General features: G+C 64.6%; 14 protein-coding genes and 1 tRNA gene. 9 read left to right on the top strand and 6 right to left on the bottom strand.

Features of this window, described 5'->3' with window-relative positions; all coding sequences use genetic code 11:
* Positions 1–103: 103 nt before the first annotated feature.
* Positions 104–484: a heat shock protein HspQ gene (gene hspQ, locus K9B35_RS03860; protein WP_224920507.1), complete on the bottom strand. Its 381-nt coding sequence runs from the start codon at positions 482–484 to the stop codon at positions 104–106.
* 133 nt (positions 485–617) lie between these two features.
* Between hspQ and K9B35_RS03865 the strand changes: the two genes are divergently transcribed.
* The 6 genes from K9B35_RS03865 (at position 618) to K9B35_RS03890 (ending at position 6351) form a co-directional block, all read left to right on the top strand.
* Positions 618–707, top strand: a tRNA-Ser gene (locus K9B35_RS03865).
* 583 nt (positions 708–1290) lie between these two features.
* Positions 1291–2244, top strand: a complete 954-nt coding sequence (locus tag K9B35_RS03870) for a hypothetical protein (protein WP_224920508.1) — start codon at positions 1291–1293, stop codon at positions 2242–2244.
* Positions 2245–2254: 10 nt separating this feature from the next.
* Entirely contained in the window at positions 2255–3106 is an 852-nt protein-coding gene (locus tag K9B35_RS03875; RefSeq protein WP_224920509.1) for a ThiF family adenylyltransferase, read from the top strand.
* Complete coding sequence (locus K9B35_RS03880; protein ID WP_224920510.1) at positions 3103–4272, top strand: hypothetical protein; 1170 nt, start codon at positions 3103–3105, stop codon at positions 4270–4272. The genes K9B35_RS03875 and K9B35_RS03880 overlap by 4 nt, the downstream gene beginning before the upstream one ends.
* Positions 4269–5384 (top strand): GNAT family N-acetyltransferase, encoded by a 1116-nt coding sequence (locus K9B35_RS03885; protein WP_224920511.1) that lies wholly within the window; start codon positions 4269–4271, stop codon positions 5382–5384. The genes K9B35_RS03880 and K9B35_RS03885 overlap by 4 nt, the downstream gene beginning before the upstream one ends.
* Positions 5377–6351, top strand: coding sequence for a hypothetical protein (locus K9B35_RS03890; protein ID WP_224920512.1), 975 nt, complete (start codon positions 5377–5379; stop codon positions 6349–6351). The genes K9B35_RS03885 and K9B35_RS03890 overlap by 8 nt, the downstream gene beginning before the upstream one ends.
* Before the next feature lie 102 nt (positions 6352–6453).
* Here K9B35_RS03890 and K9B35_RS03895 read toward each other — a convergent pair whose 3' ends face one another.
* The 4 genes from K9B35_RS03895 to ctrA all read right to left on the bottom strand — a co-directional run bounded on the left by K9B35_RS03895 (position 6454) and on the right by ctrA (position 10410).
* The gene (locus K9B35_RS03895) at positions 6454–7410 is read right to left on the bottom strand and encodes a Brp/Blh family beta-carotene 15,15'-dioxygenase (protein WP_224920513.1); all 957 of its coding nucleotides are present in this window, start codon (positions 7408–7410) and stop codon (positions 6454–6456) included.
* Positions 7411–7438: 28 nt separating this feature from the next.
* Positions 7439–8212, bottom strand: coding sequence for a bacteriorhodopsin-like (locus tag K9B35_RS03900; protein ID WP_224920514.1), 774 nt, complete (start codon positions 8210–8212; stop codon positions 7439–7441).
* Positions 8213–8464: 252 nt separating this feature from the next.
* Positions 8465–9088: a LuxR C-terminal-related transcriptional regulator gene (locus tag K9B35_RS03905; protein WP_224920515.1), complete on the bottom strand. Its 624-nt coding sequence runs from the start codon at positions 9086–9088 to the stop codon at positions 8465–8467.
* Positions 9089–9702: 614 nt separating this feature from the next.
* Positions 9703–10410 carry a response regulator transcription factor CtrA gene (ctrA, locus tag K9B35_RS03910; RefSeq protein ID WP_224920516.1) on the bottom strand — a complete coding sequence of 236 codons (708 nt, stop codon included), beginning with the start codon at positions 10408–10410 and terminating at the stop codon, positions 9703–9705.
* Between the two features lie 329 nt (positions 10411–10739).
* Here ctrA and K9B35_RS03915 point away from each other — a divergent pair, with 329 nt between their 5' ends.
* Positions 10740–13778: a TonB-dependent receptor domain-containing protein gene (locus K9B35_RS03915; protein WP_224920517.1), complete on the top strand. Its 3039-nt coding sequence runs from the start codon at positions 10740–10742 to the stop codon at positions 13776–13778.
* Between the two features lie 72 nt (positions 13779–13850).
* Here K9B35_RS03915 and K9B35_RS03920 read toward each other — a convergent pair whose 3' ends face one another.
* Positions 13851–14753 (bottom strand): LysR family transcriptional regulator, encoded by a 903-nt coding sequence (locus K9B35_RS03920; RefSeq protein WP_224920518.1) that lies wholly within the window; start codon positions 14751–14753, stop codon positions 13851–13853.
* A 114-nt stretch (positions 14754–14867) separates the two neighbouring features.
* Here K9B35_RS03920 and K9B35_RS03925 point away from each other — a divergent pair, with 114 nt between their 5' ends.
* Entirely contained in the window at positions 14868–15566 is a 699-nt protein-coding gene (locus K9B35_RS03925) for a pirin family protein (RefSeq protein ID WP_224920519.1), read from the top strand.
* Positions 15567–15651: 85 nt separating this feature from the next.
* The gene (gene wrbA / locus K9B35_RS03930; protein ID WP_224920520.1) at positions 15652–16254 is read left to right on the top strand and encodes an NAD(P)H:quinone oxidoreductase; all 603 of its coding nucleotides are present in this window, start codon (positions 15652–15654) and stop codon (positions 16252–16254) included.
* The last annotated feature ends 1 nt before the right edge of the window (position 16255 follow it).

Consider the following 16255-nt stretch of genomic DNA (forward strand, 5'->3'; position numbering starts at 1 on the left):
GGCCCGCTCCCCCACCCGGCCACCCATAGAATACACTGTCGTTGGGTGGCCGGGTGGGGGAGCGGGCCGGTGCCGCAGAACGCGTCAGCGTTCTCCAGCCAACCTAATGCCGGTGCTCGCGCTTCAGCTGGTACCGCCCGTCACTCAATTCATCGAACAGCCCGCTGATCGCCGGATGCTCGACCGGCTCGTCGCTGTCGTCGGGCACCAGGTTCTGCTGGCTGACATAGGCGACATAGCTCGATTCGGAATTTTCGGCGAGCAGGTGGTAAAAGGGCTGGTCCTTGCGCGGCCGGACATCCTCCGGGATCGCGTCATACCATTCATCGGTATTGGCGAAGACCGGGTCGATGTCGAAAATCACCCCGCGGAAATCGAACAGACGGTGCCGGACCACTTCGCCCAGATTGAAGCGCGCATGCGCGACAGGAGGGATGGGGACGCCGGCAGTCGCCAGATCGAGCGGGTCGGAGGCGCGAGTCATGACTATAATCTAGTGCGCTTTCGCGTCCGCACAAGAAGAGTGCGGCAAGGTGCTTGCAACCCCGCGAACCTTGGTCTAGAGGCCCGCGCTCGACCGGACGGAGCGGCATGCATATGCCCTGCGGACCCCTCGCGGAGAGGTGGCAGAGTGGTCGATCGCGCCGCACTCGAAATGCGGTTTACGGGGAACCGTAACGTGGGTTCGAATCCCACCCTCTCCGCCATTTACGTATTTAGCTTCCGGATATTCCTCGAGAATATATGATGGACTAATTCCGGTCCCACTTCCGGTCTCATTTTTCGTTTGTGCAATCGGCTCTGGGCGGGGGAGATGTCTGGCATAGTTGACGTCGTGAGCCCGACCCGGTCTTTCGGCCTTTGGGCAGGCAATCGTCGAAACTGTCTCCCGAGAACACGTCGCGTGACTTTGCCGAGCCCCCCTTGAGTGGGTGTCAAGCACGTGCCGCGCAAAGCTTGCGCATAGTAATATCCTGCCATGCTGAGCGATCGGTGCGCGTTTCAACGGCGTTCTTGACGCCTGGCTGACTGATGCTGCGCGGCACTTGGCGCCCCAGTTCAGTGGTTCCCGGGCCCGGTTTAAGCGCCGGACAGCGAGCCGTCTGCTTGCTCCATCGCGCTCAACAACGGGACGACAGAAACCTACAGCCGAATCAAGAAAGATGGGCGCATCCAGATTGGCTTGACGAATTTGTAACGTAGCCGTCCGATGATGTATCGAGACGATGCGCCCGGGGGTGCGGAGGGACTTTGACTTTGCATCTCGTCTTAGCTCGGAATCGCTGACGCATGTGGCTGAAGGCGCTGTTCCAGACGCATCTGGACCTGTCGGTAAAATTGTCGGCGACGTACCGCGCGCATGTCTATGAACGGCCGGGCTGCTGGATGCCGCCAGATGCATGTGCGGCGCTGGCCGACGCGCTGCGCGACGTGGCAGAGCGGTCCTTGCCGGCGGGGGCGCTGGATTATGGGGTGTTTCGAATCGATTCCGGCGCGTTCGAACGCTCGGTGATCATGCTGATTTGCGAAAGCGCCTCCGGTCGACCGGTGGCGTTCAACGCGCTAGCACTGCTCGATGTGGATCAGCGCGGTCGACGCGACATCGTTACTCATCTTGGGCTCGTGCTGATCGACCCTGAGGCGCGCGGCAGGGGATTTTCCTGGGCGCTCTATGGCATGACGACGCTGTTGCTGTTCGCGCGCAACCAGCTCCGGCCGTTCTGGATTTCCAGCGTTACCCAGGTTCCAGCCGTCGTCGGTCTTGTCTGCGAAGGGTTCAGCGATGTCTTTCCCTCGCCCGCCGGTAACGCGGCGCGGCGGTTCGACCACCTCTCGCTCGCCCGAGAGATCATGCGCCGCCACCGCGCAGCGTTTGGGGTCAGCGACGACGCGCCGTTCGACGAGGAGCGCTTCGTCATCAAGGACGCGTATCGCGGTGGATCCGACCATCTGAAAAAGCGCTTTGACGAAGCGCCGCCGCACCGCGATCCTGCCTATAACGCATTCTGCGCGGACCAGCTCGACTATGCCCGCGGCGACGATCTGCTGCAGATCGGCCAGATGAATCTGGCGGCCGCCCGCCGTTACCTGTTGGAGGACGTGCCGCGCCATTCGCTGCCCGGCCTGGCCGGCGCGCTGCTGTTCCTGCTTGTCCAGCGCGCCGTGCTCCCTGCACTTTATTGGTTGAGCCCGGGCCGCGCTTGGGGACGACTGCGACCATGGCGGGAGCGCCGCGATGTTTGATTACGGCACAATGACCACCCGCAACATCGGCTTCGTCAGCGAGGCTGAACAGACGCGGTTGCGCGACACGCCGGTTTTCGTCTGCGGTGTAGGCGGCATGGGCGGTGCATGTCTGATGGCGCTGGTCCGCGCTGGCTTTACCCGGCTGGTGATCGCCGATCTGGATGCGTTCGAGGTGTCGAACCTGAATCGCCAGCTGTTCGCCACGCTGGACAGCGTCGGACGCCACAAGGCCGAGGCGAGCCGCGATCAATGCTTGCGCATCAATCCGCAGGCCGAAATCGAGGTGCTCGGCGCGGATTGGCCCGATCATCTCGACCGCATCCTGGCCACCGCGAAAATTGTGGTCAACGGCACCGACGATCTGGTCGCGAGCCTCAGGCTGTACCGCGGTGCGCGCGCCAGTGGCGCTACCGTGATCGACGCTTATGCGTCGCCGCTGCCGTCGGTGTTCGTCACCCGCCCGGGTGACCCGATGCCCGAGGAACGGCTGCGCTATCCGACTCGGGGCAAGCCGATCGAGGCAGTGAGCGATGGCGATCGCGCCGAGGCGTTTTTGCGGGAGGCCGAGCACGTCATGCTCAACAGTGCGTCGCGGCACCATATCGACCTTGCGCTGGCGGGCGAGGTCGCGGCGGGGCGGCGCAGCCGGATGTCGTTCGCGCCGATGGTGATCAGCACGGGGATGCTAATGGCATATGAGGCGGTGCAGCTGGCCACGGGCCGGTCGAGCAGAACCGATTGCCGCGGCTGGTTCCTCAACGTCTATCGCAATCGCGTGGAACGCCCGCTGCCATGGCCGTTTGCCATGCTGATGCGACCGCTGGTGCGTCGGGCATTGAAGCGGATGATTGCCGGGTGACCATGCCCGTCGTCATCGACAGCCTGGTCAACGCGATGGGGCTGGCCGGCGTGCTGGCGCTGATCCTGGCGCTACGTCGTCGCGATGCGCCCGGTGGGATGCGTTGGCGCTGGACGCTTGCCTTGGGTCTGGTCGCGGTGATGTATGGCAGCCGCGGGCTGGAGTGGCTGGGTGCCGGTACCGGCTTTGCCGCTCTGACGATGGCTGCGGCGGCGGTCATTCCGCTGGCGGTCCTGCTGGTCGTCGAAGGCCTGATCCGGAGGCACGCGCCGCTGATCGTCAAGCTGCTGGTGCTGACGGGCATGGTCGCGGTGCTGATCGTGATCGCCAGCGCTACGCCATGGGCGGGCAAGGCCCTCGGCGTCCATATCGGCATCGGCATGGCGCTGGCGGTGGGGACGGCGCTTGCGGGGATGCGCGGGATCGATCGGGCTGAGCTGCGCACAGTGGCCGCGCTGGCGGTTTGCCAGGTCGCGCTCATTCCTGCGGCGCTTTCCGATTTTCGCGAGTTCTGGCCCGATCTGCCCGCGCGGCTTTCGCCGCTGGCGGTGATGTTCTTCGGCTGGGTCGGGCTCACCATCGGATCGTGGAGCATCGCCCAGCGCATGGCTTGGCTTGGTTTCCTGGTGGTCGTGGCGGCGCTGTCAGGTGTGGGGCTGGCCCATATCTCCGTGCAGGCAAGCTGGCTGCAGATCGCCATCGTCGTGCTGTCGACGCTGATGCTGGTGACGATTTGTGCCGAGGCGATCACGCGCCCTGATGCGGGGCTCAAGCTGCGGCGTGCGCTCGTCGCGGCGCCGCCGGGCGATCGCGATGCGCTGGTGCAGGCGCTGACTGCGAGCCCGATCTTCGGCAATGGGGTCATGCTGTCGCAGGCCGATCTTGCCGATTTCGATCCCGACGCGGTGCGCGCGCTGTTCGACCGCTATCCGATGCTCGGCCGACGCGATGCGCCATGGGGTCTGGCGCGCGATGCCATCCTTGCCGAAGCGATTGGCGCGCTGCTCGATACGCACACCGCCACGCACCTGCTGATGGTCGAGCCCGCGCCGCTCGCCCTGCTCGCGGTCAATTTGCCTGCGCTGTCGGCCAGCGACGCGATCGAGACCGACCTGGCTCTGGTTCAGCGGCTATTGCGCGCCGCGCACCGAAAGGAGCATCCTTGATCACCCTGCGCACCGGCGATCGCGCCGCCGCCTTTGCGGTTCCGGGCAATGTCTATCCCCCGGGCAGCCCCTATGTCTCTCCGATGTGGGGCGATTTCGATCGCATCCTCGATCCGGCGCGCAACCCGTTAGTGACCGAAGGGCATGGCCGATTCGAGCTGTTTACCGCGCTCCGCAACGGCACGCCGGTGGGGCGTATCGTCGCAAGCATCCATGACGCATCAAATACGCGCCACGACGCCAGCCACGCGCAGTTCGGCTTTTTCGATTGCGGCGATGATGCGGAGGTGGCGGGGACGCTGCTCGCAGCGGCTGAGGACTGGGCCCGGGCGCGTGGCGCGAGCGAGATTGCGGGGAATTTCAACCTGACCGCGATGCAGATGACGGGGGTTGTCACCGCCGGCTTCGACGCTGCCCCCTATACCGACATGATGTGGACCCCGCCTCACATCGCGCGGTTGCTCGAGGCGCAGGGCTATCGCCCGGTCTTCGACATGACGACATTCGATTATGATCTCGATCGTCTCGATCCGGCGCTGCTGTTGGGACCCAAGCAGCAGGCGATTCTGGAGGATCCCGACTATCGCTGGCTGGGCGTGACGCGCCGAACCTTCGCCGCGCGGATGGAGGATGCGCGGCTGGTGCTCAATGCCGGGTTCGATCGCAATCCGATGTTTGTCCCGCTGACCCCGGCCGAGTTCGAGTTTCAGGCGGGCGAGATGATGTGGATCATGGACTGGCGCTTGCCGGTGATCGTCCATCATCACGGCAAACCGGTCGGTGCTTTGCTGTGCGTGCCCGACATGAACCCGTTCATTCGCGACACCGGGGCACGGATCGGCATCACCACGCCATTTCATTTCCTGCGGCACCGGCTGAAGCGCCGCCGCGCGGTGATCCTGCTATATTCGGTCGATCCGGAGCATCAGAATCGTGGGTTGAACGGCGCGATGCTGTATCGCCTCGCAACTGCCCTGAAGCAGGCCGGATACACGAGCGTCGGCGGAACCTGGATCGCCGACGTCAACGGCGCGAGCTTGCGGCAAGCCGAGAAGATCGGGGCGCGCCCGCTGCATGAGCTCGCCATTTTCGGGAAACGCATCGATGCTTGATCGCGCCGCGCTCGAACGCATTGTCGACCGGGCCCGGCTGGCGCCGAGTGTCCATAATATCCAGCCGACGCGCTGGTCGCTCGACGATATGGGCCGGATCCTGCTGCTCGACAGTCCGTCGATCCACCTGCCGGTCGCCGACCCGGATGGCCGCGATGTGCTCATCTCGCACGGCGCGGCACTGGAAGGCACGGTGATCGCGCTCGCCGAAGCCGGATGGGCGAGCGAGGTCGAGCCCGCCGACGGCGCGCTCGCCGCGATCCGGGTGGCGCGCGACACGCCGGCAGACGCAAAGCCCGAGGTGGAAAGCAGGGCGAGCTGGCGTGGCAGCTTCATCCGGTCACCGGAGAGCGCCGCGCTCGACCGGCTGGAGAAGGACTGCCCCGATCTGGTGCTGGTCCGCGACCCAGCGGCGATCGGGCGGATCGCACATGATGGCGACGAGGCATCGATGCATTTCCTGCGCGACGTCGGGCATCGACGTGAACTGCTCGACTGGATGCGCCTGACGCGCGCTCATCCCCACTGGGCCAGCGACGGACTGAATGCCGAAGCGATGGCGCTGAGCCCGGTCGAGGCCAGGGCCGCCGGGATGGTCCTGGGTCCACTCTTCGGTGTGCTGGATCGTGTCGGGCTGGCGCGCATCCTGACTTCGGAACGGAGCAAGACCGCCAGTGCGTCGGCGATCGCACTGTTCTTTCGACCCAGGGGCGAGACACCCATGATCACCGGCCGGGCATTTTATCGCGCATGGCTGGCGATGGAGCGGCAGGGGCTTGCCGCCTGCCCGGTGTCGGTGCTGGCCGACTGGAGCGAGACGAACGCGCATCTGTCGGCGCAGTATTCGCCATCAGACGATCGCGCGCTGCTGTCGGTGTTCCGCATTGGCAAACGTCCATCGGGCATAGGGTCGGCGCGCAGCCGTAAGCCCATTGGGCAACTGATCACTGCCGGCCAAGTCGGCTAGGCGCCAATTTGGTCGTTCGAAGCGCCGTCCTGATTCTCTGAAAGCGGTCAGTCGGCGGTCGGGTCCCTTGCTTGCGATATGAACAGGGACGGCGTTGGTGGGTCAGAACGGGCCGCGATCGCGGGGGGCATCGTTCGAGACGCTCGCATCATCGGCTGGCGGCAAGTGGGGGGCGCAAGCCAGCCGCCGTTCGATCCACCGCGACAGCAGCAGATGCGGCACCGCCACCGATGCCAGCAATTGAAAGGCCTGCGCAACCACGATCGGGTCTAAATGCGCCGGCGCCATAGTGCGCAGTCCCAACCAGCCGAGGATGGCGAGGCTCGACAGCAATGCGCCGGTGCCGACCCATCGCGCCAGCGTCATGTCGTGCAACCGCGCGCGCGCCTGCGCCAAGTGTCGGGGCGAATGGAGGAAGGCGAAGAACAGCGCGAAGCCCATGACGGGCGGCAGGACCACCAGCAGAACGAGACACAGGGTCATCGCGGTTGCCCAGGACAGGCTGCCCTCGCGCCACGCAAGGGCGATGCCGATTGCGGTGACGAGCAACGCGACCGGCGCAGCCGCCGTGATCACCTGCGCGATCACTGCAGCGCGCGGATCGCTCATCGCGACGAACAGCGCCGCAACCTCGGCAGGATGGCCGATCGTCGCCGCCGCAATCACCGCCGCGCCCGCAGCAACGCGCAGCAGCGGCTCCTGAAGCATCGGCCAATCCTCGCCGAAATGCACCGCAGCCGCCGCAAGGAACAGGATCAGCGCGACGAGCGGCATGCTCATCCACAGAAAGACCATCAGCAGGGCGATCGCGACATAACCGCCAACCGCAAGCACCATCCCAAGCCGGTCCAGCGCGACCGAACGCCGCAACAAGGCGATGTCATAGGCGCCGTGCGGAAGCCCGCCGCCGATGAACACGATCGTCGCAACCCCCATCGCCGCCGGTTGATCCAGCGGTACGCCGAGCAGGGTCACCCCGATCAGCAGCGCCGCGGCGAGCCAATAGGCCGGATACACGACGTCGCCGCGCCCGGTAGGGGCACGGCGACGCGCTGTCATGCGTGGGTAAGCCAGTGCTGCCATGGGATCAGGCAGCATAGCCCTTATGCCCACCGGCCTCGGCTTCGGCCTCAGACTTGCGGACCGCGATCAGGAAGATCAGGATCCCCAGACCAGCCTTGGCGACGATATCCGCGATCGTGTAGCCGATCTGGATCGTCGTGGTGACGGTGCCGCCCGTCAGGCCGGCATAGGGTGCCATGTACACGATCGGGTAGAAGCCCCATGAGGCGAAGGTCAGCAGGCGTGCCTTGCGCACCAGGTTCTGGGCGCTGGCCGGCTGTTGCGCGATCGACTTGCCGAGCCCGCTGAACAGCTCCCACACGATGTACAGGAACGGGATCGCCGACAGGGTGCCCCACAGGACGCGCGTCGGAATGTCGTTCGAGATCTCGCCCGGATAACCCAAAATGATCATCAGCGCGGCAGCCGTGCCCAGCCGGAGCGACTTGGACATGGTTTCCTCGCGCGACAGGCGCATGACCAGTACCAGCTCGATCAGCAGCAACGGCACGGTCAGCAGCCAGTCGACGTAGCGATAGGCATCGTTGAACGCGAAGGGGGTTGCGGTGACCACACCGTCGCCGAACGTGTAGGCGGCGATCCAGCTCTCGAAGATGCGCCAATAGTGATAGGCGGCGATGGCGGTAACCAGTCCTGAGATGGTCAGCGCAGTGCGGTACGCCGGTGCGACTTGCGACCGGCTCAACCACAGAAACGCGGTTGCCGCAGCCATCGTCGCAAAGGTGAACGAAAAGGCGTTGTAGATCAGGGAATATTGAAAGGGTGTCACGATATCCATCGAACTCTCCATCGCATTGATCCCCGGCACGGGTGCGCCGGGCAGGGATGATGCGGGATGCCACTCAACCACGCTGAGACGCCCTGTATCTCCCGATCCTTCGTCGCAGCGGCACCAGAAACGGCGATGATGCCCAGCCGCGGGCCGGGTTGCTGAACCGGGTGCGGCGACGCCACTGCGGCGATGGAGCAGCACTAGAATGGGGCAGGTTTCCCGGCGATACGGGCTTTGTGCCGTACTGGCGGCAGAGGCTTACAGGCCGGCTTCCACGGCGAGCCGGATAAGGTCGGCGGTCGAATGGAGGCCGAGCCGGTTCATCAGGATGGCGCGGTGCATCTTGACGGTCTTTTCCGCCAGATTGAGCTCCGCCGCGATCTGTTTGTTCAGCAAACCGCTTGCAACGAATTTCAGGATTTGCCCCTGGCGCGGGGATAATGCCTTGACCATTTCGGCAGCGCGAATCCGCCGCATGCTCGACGGTGACGCGGCATCGGCATCGATCTCGACTTGCGATCCCAGGAAATACAGCAGCGCGTCCTGTTCGTCGTAGATTGGCGCGACGAGAACGGCATTGCGGAACGGCTGTCCGTTGCGCTTGTAATTGAGGATTTCGACAAGCACCGGACGATGTTCGCGAACGCCCCGGCGGATCTCTTCGGTCAGCCAAGGTTCGGTCCCCGGCCCGGACAGGAAACGGCAGTTCCGCCCGACGACCTCGTCAGCGGGATAGCCCGTCAAGTCGCAAAAGGCGGTGTTACACGCGACGATGGGATTATCCGGAAGCCGCGGATCGCTGATGACCGATGGTATCGGACTGTCGGTCACAAGCCGGACGTGACGATTCTCGGCGAGAAGAATGCTTGTCCCTTGGGCCATGTCAGCAGCGTCTTGCTATCATCGCTGGCATCATAGCGGCAGCGCGATGCGATTACACCCGAATTAGCGCCGGCAGGTGAATACTGGGTGGTTCAATTTGGGGGGGGGGCTGATCAACGAACCAGGTCAAAGCACACAGACTCCGATGACCGTTGTCTTGGCGGCAGTTCGATAGCTCGAAGGACTCCGCGAAATGACGGCTCGCCGCCCAGAGTTTGTCACCCGAAACCTGCCAGCCCGCTCCCGGCCCAGTTCCCGCCAAACAGGCGGGGCTCTGGTGTGGTCGTCTAAGCTGTTAGCCGGATCGGAACCACCTTCGACGCTTTGCATGCACCGCAATAGCTGCTCCGAGCATCCATGCGTTTGCGCCGCTTCTCGAACAGGTCGCCGCACCGATAAAAAGCCATCAAGTCAATGAAAAACATTGAAAATATGGAACGTCATTGGCCACGAAAAATGTCATAAAACAGGGCGTTCGAGTCCCACCCTTCGCCACTTACTCCTTGAAGATCAGAACCACCGCCGCCCGGCGGGCACGCGCGCGCGCCATGGAAAAGGCCGCGCCATCCCCCCGGATAGCGCGGCCCCCTTTTGCCCCACGTGACGAATTGGTGTCAGGCGACGGCGCTGACCGCGCCAGCCGCTTCTTCGGGCTCGCGCAGCACATAGCCGCGGCCCCAGACGGTCTCGATATAATTCTCGCCTTCGCACGCCATGCTGAGCTTCTTGCGCAGCTTGCAGATGAAGACGTCGATGATCTTGAGTTCGGGCTCGTCCATCCCGCCATAAAGATGGTTGAGGAACATTTCCTTGGTGAGCGTCGTGCCCTTGCGGAGCGAGAGCAGCTCCAGCATCGCATATTCCTTGCCGGTCAGGTGCACGCGGGCGCCATCGACCTCGACGGTCTTGGCATCCAGGTTCACGGCGAGCTTGCCGGTGCGGATGACCGACTGGCTATGCCCCTTGCTGCGGCGCACCACGGCATGGATGCGGGCGATCAGCTCTTCGCGATGGAAAGGCTTGGTCACATAATCGTCGGCGCCGAAGCCGAACGAGCGGACCTTGCTGTCCATTTCGTTGATGCCGGACAGGATCAGGACCGGGGTCTGCACCCGTGCAACCCGCACCTTCTTCAGCACGTCATAGCCGTGCATGTCGGGGAGGTTCAGGTCGAGCAGGATGATGTCGTAATCATACAGCTTCGCCAGATCGAGGCCTTCTTCGCCAAGATCCGTAGTGTAGACGTTGAACCCCTCGGTCGCGAGCATCAGCTCGATGGCCTTGGCAGTCGTCGGCTCGTCTTCGATCAGCAGCACGCGCATCGGCTGATTTCCCCTGTGCCGGTTGCAGGCCCCCTGTGGCGCACAACGCGACTGATTCATTAACCTAAGCTGGAATGAAGGCAAAAGGTTAATTTTTCTCTAACCGGCCTGACTCCACGAGTCGCGGCGTGTAACAGGGCGCGGGACAACGGACGGGTCGGAACCGATTCGAGCCGAATCCTGTCAAGATCATCATCGCGCGATATAGCCAAAGGTTATAGCCTTGGCTGTTATTTTGCATTTGCTAACAGCGAATATGCGTGATTAATTTCGTGGCTTCCGGCGAAGCCGACACAAAAATGCGCGCCGGATCAAAAGGGGGTTGGGGTATGAAGTTCAAGACCGCATTGTTCGTGACGGCGTGCAGCCTCACGGTTCCGGCATTCGCGCAGGATGCGCCGGTTTCGGCGCCTGCGCAGGAAGAGGCGTCCAGCGACCGTGAAATCCTGGTCACCGGGTCGCGGATCAAGCAAGACCCGACCCGGAGCGCGCTGCCGCTGCAGATCATTTCGAACGAGGATCTGACGCGTGAGGGCATCAACAGCCCCGAGCAGCTGATCAGCTTCCTCAGCACCAACGGTAACGGCGCCGACAACCTCGCCGCGAACGGCGACGTGACCAGTGGCGCGCAGCGCGGCACCAACGGCCTGTCCGCCGCCAATCTGCGCGGCCAGGGGTCGGCCTCGACGCTGGTGCTGCTCAATGGCCGCCGCGTCGCTGCGCACGGCCTGACCGGGTCGGCGGTCGACGTGAATCAGATCCCGTTCGCCGCGATCGAGCGGGTCGAGATCCTGAAGGACGGTGCGTCGGCCATCTACGGCACCGACGCCATCGGCGGCGTGATCAACTTCATCACCAAGACGAATTTCCAGGGCGTGACCCTCAACGGCTTCACCGACATCACCGAAGAGGGCGACGCCCCGGTCTATCGCGTGTCGGGAACCGTCGGCTATGGCGACCTGAAGGAGCAGGGCTTCAACGTGATGGCCGCCGTCAGCAAGAGCTGGAACGGCGTGCTTTATGGTCGCGACCGCGACTTCGTGAACGGTAACCAGCCCAATCGCGGCCTGTCGATCGATACGCGCGGTACACCGATCGCGACTGCCTTTCCGATCAACCCGACTGCGGCCGGCGTCGGCATCACCCAGGGCGGCACGCTGCTCGGCAGCGCGGCAAGCACGGCAGCAGGTGGTGGCTTCTATCTGCCGGGCCTGACCTTCCCGGGTGGCACCCAGCGCGCCGATGGCGGCATCAATATCCTCGACCTGCCGGGCGGGGCGGGATGCGACTCGTTCGATGGCGGCATGGCGTATGACGAAGTGCTGTGGGCAGTGCCGGGCGCGCGCTATGCCTGCGCCTACGACACCGGCCGCGCCGCCGTGCTGCAGCAGCCAATCGATACGCTGACCTATTATGGCCGCGCGACGGTTGCGCTCGGTGCGCATCGCATCTCCGCCGAAGTGACGGGATCGCAGGCGAACTCGGCCAAGCGGTTCTCGGAGAACCAGTATACGTCGAACAACACGTCGCTGCCGATCGCGTTTCCTCTCAATTCGCTGACGGCGGCAACGTATAACGACGTATATGATCGCATCGCGGCGGTGTTCCCTGCGATCGGTGCGCCGGGAGACCGCACGGTCGATGCCGTGGGTAACTATGGCCGGCCGATCACCTTCCGCTATCGCTGCATCGATTGCGGTCGCCGTGACTACACCACCGAGACCACGACGTTCCGCGCGGCGGTCGGCGCCGAAGGCCCGATCGGTGCCGGTTTCGACTATCGCGTTGGCGCATCCTATGCCCGCAGCGAATCCGCGTCGGTGCTGGGCGGTGGCTATCATTATACGGGCGTGTTCACGACGACCTCCGCCACTGCCGCAGGCAGCACGTCGGGCGTCCCCGGTGCAGTCGTCGGCGGAGCGGACTCGCGCGCGCCGACCGCTCCCGGGGCGAGCGCACCGGGCATTGTCGGCCTGTTCAACAGCGGCATCCTCAACCCGTTCTCGCTGACCCAGACGCCTGCGGCGATGGCGGCGCTGGAGGCGGTTTCGGCACGCGGCGTCGCGCTCTATTCGGGCAAATATGAGGTGAAGCAGGCCGATCTGTCGATCTCCGGCCCCCTGTTCGCGATCTGGGGTGGCGATGTGCAGATGGCGGCAGGCGTCGATTACCGCCGTGAGGAATATGGCTTCAACGGGTCGTCGGCGGCTTCGCTTGGTTCTGCGGCGATCTTCAACGCGGCGTTCGATAATGCCAATGCGCTCACGCCCAAGACCCGTGACGTGAAGGCGGCCTATGCCGAAATCCTGATCCCGCTCCACGAGATGGTTGAGGTGCGGGGTGCGGTGCGCGTCGATGATTACACCGGCTTTGGCACGACCACCAATCCGAAGATTTCGGCGAAGTTCCAGCCGTTCGACTGGCTGATGTTCCGCGGATCGTTCAACACCGGCTTCCGCGTGCCGAGCTTCAACCAGATCTTCAACGGCGTGACGATTTCGCCCAACCCGGGCAACTCGCGTTTCGACCCGACGACGTGCACGGCGGGCCGGGTGGACTCGACGATCCCGGGCTGCGCGGCGATCACGCCCGAAACGGTGACGGGCGGCAACTTGAACCTCGGCCCGGAAACCTCGGAGCAGTATAGCGGCGGTGTCGTGTTCCGTCCGATGGCGCGGTTCAGCGCGTCGGTGGATTTCTGGAGCATTGCGGTCGACAACACGATCGGATCGCTGACGATCGATCAACTGCTGTTCAACCAGTCGCTGTTCCCCGATCGCGTGATCCGCGCCGGCGGCGCGGGGACGCCGATCACCACGCTTGACCTGCGCGCCGACAATATCGGGTCGCGGCGCACGCAGGGCCTCGAGGTTTCGCTGCGTGGCGGCACCGACCTGTTCGGCGGCGTGTTGACGGCCGGCCTCGACGGCACGCGCCTGCTCAAGAAGCGCGAGCGGTTCCTGCCCACCTCGCCTTATGGTCCCAGCCTGATCGGGCGCTTCACCTATGCCGGAGACCTCGGCCTCAAGTGGAAGCACAATGCCTATATCACCTGGACCAACGAGGACCTGACCTTCAGCCTCTCGCAGATTTATCGCGACGGCTACACCAACAACGCGCTGCCCGCTTCGGCGACGCGGCCCGAGTATAACGCGACGGTCGACAGCTACACGCTGTACAATTTTGCCGCGACCGTGCGCGTGCAGAAGGGGTTCACGATGACGATGGGTGTCCGCAACATCTTCGACACCGACCCGCCCTTCGCGATCACCTATGACTCGAATACCGGTGCGGGCAGCTCGTGGGAGCCGCGCGTCGCGGATCCGCGCGGCCGCTCGTTCACCTTCTCGACCCAGGTGAATTTCTAAAACCGGGTATCACTGACCCAAGCAAGGGGCCGGTCCGCAGCGATGCGGGCCGGCCCTTTGTGCTTGGGGCGGCTAAAACCGCGTGCAGAGGTTGCGGAAGCGCTGGGACAGGAAGTCGATCACCAGCTCGACCCGCGCGGGGCGCAGCGTGCTGGGCGGGGTGAGCAGGTGGAGCGCGATGTTCATCGGCGACCAGTCGGCGAGAATCTCGACCAACCGGCCGTCGGCGAGTTCGCGGTCGATGATGAAGTCGGGCAGGCGGGCGATGCCGAGCCCGGCGAGCAGGGCAGGCATCATCGCGTCGCCATTGTCGGTGATCAGCGGCCCGGCAGGCCGCACTGCCGCCTCCTCGCCATCGGCCTTGCGAAACTGCCAGGCGCCGATGGCATTGGCGTAGAGGAAGCAGGCATGGTGCGCGAGATCGGCGGGATGGCGCGGCGTGCCGTGCTGCGCGAGATAGGCGGGGGCGGCGACGACGCGCGCCTGCACCGGGGCGAGGCGGCGGGCGCGCAGCGAGCTGTCGGGTAGGTCGGCGATGCGCAGCGCGATGTCATAGCCGTCGGCGACGATATCGACGCGGGCATCCGACAGGCGCAGGTCGATCTGGATGCCGGGATGCTCGGTAAGCAGGTCGGCGATGGCATCGGCGACGAAGCGGATGCCGAAGGTGATCGGCGCGGCGATGCGGACCATGCCCGATGGCGCCTTTGCGGAGTCGATTGCGGCTTCTTCCGCCGCCTGTGCTTCGGCGAGGATGCGCCCGGCGCGTTCGGCGAGCGCGGTGCCGCTGTCGGTCAGCGTCAGGCGGCGCGAGGTGCGGTGGAACAGCGCGGTGCCGAGTTGGGCCTCGAGCCGGGCGATCGCCTTGGACACGGTGGCCTTGCTCACCCCGATCGCGGCGGCCGCGCCGCTGAACGAGCGATGTTCGACCACGCAGGCGAAGATGGCCCAGGCTTCGAAATCGGGAAGGCGCATCGTCGGAACTCCCAAGTGACCCACTCTGTATAAACCCGAAACGATCTGTTTCAAACGTTTCCATTTACGCGTCGGACGCCGTGCCTATCTTGGACCTCAAGCAAGGAGGTTCCCATGATCGAGAAACGCACGTTCGAAAGTCTGGGCCATGCCGATCACGGGTGGCTCAATGCCCGTCACCATTTCAGCTTCGCGAATTACTATGATCCCGCCCGCATGGGATGGGGCGCGATCCGCGTGTGGAATGACGATGAAATCGGCCCGAACAGCGGCTTTCCGCCGCACCCGCACAAGGACATGGAGATCATCACCTATGTCCGCACCGGCGCGATCACGCATCAGGACTCGATGGGCAATACCGGCAAGACCGGGGCCGGCGACGTTCAGGTGATGAGCGCGGGCACCGGGGTGCGGCATGCGGAGTATAATCTGGAATCCGAGACGACGACGCTGTTCCAGATCTGGATCATGCCCCGTGCAGGCGGCGGTGCGCCGAGCTGGGGCGCCAAGCCGTTCCCCAAGGGCGAGCGTTCGGGCAAGTTCGTGACGCTGGCGAGCGGCTTTGCCGAGGACAGCGACGCGCTGCCGATCCGTGCCGATGCCCGTGTGCTCGGCGCGACGATCAAGGCGGGCGAGAGCGTGACCCACAGCGTGGGCGAGGGGCGGCATGCCTATCTCGTCCCCGCAGTCGGCAAGATCACCATTGATGGCGAGCCGTTCGACGCCCGCGACGGCGCCGCGCTGAGCGGCGGCCAGACGGTGACGATCACCGCGATCGAGGACGCCGAAATCGTCCTGGTCGATTCCGACTGAACAGACCCCCCGGAGCGGTCCGCAACCTCCCCCTCCCAAGGCGGGCCGCTCCACCCCTTTTCATTTCCGATCAAGGAGACACGCCGTGACCAAGGTTCTGGTGCTCTATTACTCGTCCTATGGCCATATCGAGGCGATGGCCGAAGCGGTTGCCGAAGGCGCACGCTCGGCTGGCGCGACTGTCGATATCCGCCGCGTGCCGGAGACTGCGCCCGAGGCGGTGGTCAAGGCCGCCGGCTTCAAGGCCGACAGCGCCCACCCGCTGATCGACGGCCCCGACGCGCTGAAGGATTATGACGCGATCATCGTCGGGTCGCCGACCCGCTTTGGCCGGATGGCGAGCCAGATGGCGGCGTTCTGGGATACTGCGGGCGGCGTCTGGTATCAGGGCGCGCTGCACGGCAAGGTCGGCGGTGCCTTCACCTCGTCGGCGACCCAGCATGGCGGCAACGAGACCACGCTGTTCAGCATCATCACCAATCTGCTGCACTTCGGCCTGACCATCGTCGGTCTGGACTATGGCCATTCCGATCAAGGCAAGATTGACGAAGTGCTGGGCGGCGCACCCTATGGCGCGACCACCGTTGCGGGCGGCGATGGCAGCCGCATGCCGAGCGCAATCGACTTGGCGGGCGCACGCTATCAGGGCAAGCGCATTGCCGAGGTCGCGACCAAGCTGATCGCATAAG

It is taken from the genome of Sphingomonas sp. R647, from assembly GCF_020177055.1.
Lineage (GTDB): Bacteria > Pseudomonadota > Alphaproteobacteria > Sphingomonadales > Sphingomonadaceae > Sphingomonas.

Coding starts and splice junctions, on each gene's coding strand:
- hspQ (WP_224920507.1), bottom strand. CDS start 484: ATGACTCGCGCCTCCGACCCGCTCGATCTGGCGACTGCCGGCGTCCCC.
- K9B35_RS03870 (WP_224920508.1), top strand. CDS start 1,291: ATGTGGCTGAAGGCGCTGTTCCAGACGCATCTGGACCTGTCGGTAAAA.
- K9B35_RS03875 (WP_224920509.1), top strand. CDS start 2,255: ATGACCACCCGCAACATCGGCTTCGTCAGCGAGGCTGAACAGACGCGG.
- K9B35_RS03890 (WP_224920512.1), top strand. CDS start 5,377: ATGCTTGATCGCGCCGCGCTCGAACGCATTGTCGACCGGGCCCGGCTG.
- K9B35_RS03895 (WP_224920513.1), bottom strand. CDS start 7,410: ATGACAGCGCGTCGCCGTGCCCCTACCGGGCGCGGCGACGTCGTGTAT.
- K9B35_RS03900 (WP_224920514.1), bottom strand. CDS start 8,212: ATGGATATCGTGACACCCTTTCAATATTCCCTGATCTACAACGCCTTT.
- K9B35_RS03905 (WP_224920515.1), bottom strand. CDS start 9,088: ATGGCCCAAGGGACAAGCATTCTTCTCGCCGAGAATCGTCACGTCCGG.
- ctrA (WP_224920516.1), bottom strand. CDS start 10,410: ATGCGCGTGCTGCTGATCGAAGACGAGCCGACGACTGCCAAGGCCATC.
- K9B35_RS03915 (WP_224920517.1), top strand. CDS start 10,740: ATGAAGTTCAAGACCGCATTGTTCGTGACGGCGTGCAGCCTCACGGTT.
- K9B35_RS03920 (WP_224920518.1), bottom strand. CDS start 14,753: ATGCGCCTTCCCGATTTCGAAGCCTGGGCCATCTTCGCCTGCGTGGTC.
- K9B35_RS03925 (WP_224920519.1), top strand. CDS start 14,868: ATGATCGAGAAACGCACGTTCGAAAGTCTGGGCCATGCCGATCACGGG.